This window comes from Psychrobacter sp. SZ93C1 (assembly GCF_015864635.1).
Lineage (GTDB): Bacteria > Pseudomonadota > Gammaproteobacteria > Pseudomonadales > Moraxellaceae > Psychrobacter > Psychrobacter fozii.
Map to the genome: position 1 here is coordinate 1 of NZ_JADYWY010000021.1, position 2306 is coordinate 2306.

At 34.5% G+C, this 2306-nt stretch carries 3 protein-coding genes; all 3 read left to right on the forward strand.

Annotated features, from left to right (window positions below):
• On the forward strand, positions 1-368 hold a 368-nt coding region (locus I6E83_RS14580), incomplete at its 5' end, for a roadblock/LC7 domain-containing protein (RefSeq protein ID WP_197101512.1).
• Between the two features lie 803 nt (positions 369-1171).
• Positions 1172-1531, forward strand: coding sequence for a hypothetical protein (locus tag I6E83_RS14585; RefSeq protein ID WP_110924447.1), 360 nt, complete (start codon positions 1172-1174; stop codon positions 1529-1531).
• Between the two features lie 180 nt (positions 1532-1711).
• Positions 1712-2306, forward strand: a 595-nt coding sequence (locus I6E83_RS14590; protein ID WP_197102964.1) for a BLUF domain-containing protein, incomplete at its 3' end; no start/stop codon positions are given.

Sequence of the window (2306 nt, forward strand, 5' to 3'; positions counted from 1 at the left end):
CATTACTAAGCCACATCAAAACTTTATGTGATGCTAATAGAGAAATTATATTGGTCAGCCTCTGTACCACAGATGGCTTTCCTATCAGCTGCTTCTCAGTCAGCGAGCTTAGTAACCAAGCGGATAAGTTTGCAGCGATGAGCAGCACACTGTCTTCACTAAGCGATTCGTCTGCAAAGCAAATGAAGCAAGGCCAATGTAATATTGCGATTGTTGAAGCCACTTCTGGGAATATACTATTCGTCAAAACGGACTATATTGGTAAGCCTTGTGTGTTGACGGTGGTTGCCCACAATAAGATGGCATTGGCAGAAGCACGATATAAGACTAAGAAGCTGATTGGAGAAATCTCTGCTATTAGAGAGTAGGGTGATTTGTCTTTGAAGACAAATGCAGTCGCATAGCTATTATAGCTACTCTGGTATTTATCAAATTCTAAGATCAAAATAGAAAGCGCCACTCAACAATCAGTTGAGGGGCGCTTTTTTTATAGCCCTAGATGTTTAAATTGAAAATCAGAGAATAAACATAAGTCATAAATAATATACTTGAAAAAAGATATTAAAAATATATTCGATAAAGTGAATTAATTAAGTAGTTCGATTGAAAGGGAAGTAAAGGAGCATAATAATCAAATAAAACACACTTTTATTGAAAACATAAAATACGATAGATAATAAAATTTTTTTATTATAAATGATTTTTTAAATAGTGATATTGATTATCTTTTAGATTTGAAATGCTGTCTATATTAGAGCCCTTGTAACAAGGGTTCATTAGTTTCTATCAATAATAATTAAAAAGATAAGCTATTATTTGTCTAAGAATTTTATTCAATTATTGACTGTGTTTTTTTGATTTTTTGAATGAAATAATCCAGTGAATCGAAACGTAAATAAGAATTATTTTAAATTAAAAGTTATAAAACCTTTGGGTTTTTTGTTTTTCTTACCCAATGGCAGTTATTTGGTTATGAACGGTTAACTGACTGTGATTTATTTTCTAATATATAGAGTATAATGGAATCTACCAAGTAATATTAGTTTTCTTAATAAGTACAGTACATTATCTGTACTAAGAAACACACTTGGTTATTGATGTTCTATTATTATGAACATCTCACAAATTAGCATTACTTTATTGAACCACAACCAAGTAGATAGGAATAAGAATGTCAAATATCAATGAGTCTTTACAAGAATTAATGAGCCTTGATGGCGCTATGGGTGCCTGTATTGTTGACTATATGTCAGGCATGGTACTGGGTATGACTGGTGGCGGTGTTGATCTAGAGCTTGCTGCTGCAGGCAACTCACAAGTGGTCAAAGCGAAAGTCGCTACCATGAAGTCACTTGATATCAAAGGTGAAATCGAGGATATGCTAATTACGTTGGAATCTCAGATACATATCCTTCGTCCTACTCATAATCACGAAGATCTGTTCATTTACTTGGTGCTTGATAAATCAAAAGCCAATCTTGCATTAGCACGTCGTAAAGTGCAAACAGTAGATAAAAATATAGAAATATAATTTGGTTGGCAATATTTAAGCCAACGAATAGTTTATCAAAACACTCTTGTTGCTTTTACTTTATTTAAAAGCATCAGCAACAAGATTATATTCGTTATGTAATCGTCTTACATAACGAATGTGATCTCTGTATACAACAATGATTTCACTAAACTGGATGTCTTATTAAATGGTGGCAAAATGAAATGTATTGCATACGTCAGTAAAGCGCCAGTTCGTGATCATAGTGTTCGTATGCCTACGGGGTTATCAGAGATTATTAGTGCCTCTCGTGAACATAACCCAAAGTCGCAAATCACTGGGATCATCTCTTATCGTGAAGGTCAGTATTTCCAAGTATTAGAAGGGCCGCATCTTGAAGTAGACAAACTCATGGCTAAGATAGCTGCCGATCCTAGACACGAAGATATTTGGGTTTTTCTGAACGTGCGTGTTGCTCAGCGGAGTTTTCCCAATTGGGGCGTTAGCGTTTTTGACTTTGTTGATCAAGGCACTCTTTTTGATGCTTTTGTTGAAAAAAATAGCCCTACCTTAAATAATTTTGATGACTATCAAAAAAAACGTATTAAGCCTTTCATTGATATAGAAAAATCTGACACAGTTCCTGACGAATACTATCAAGACAAGAACTTGCGATTATTGGCATGGCCTGATCTGAATAATGAAAGTAATCCTCAAATGATTATGAATCTATGTATCAAGTTGACCAAAAAACCGTATCCATTTAACTTTTTGGCAGATAGTGGCGAATTTGGCACACCTCAGCAAGTCACAC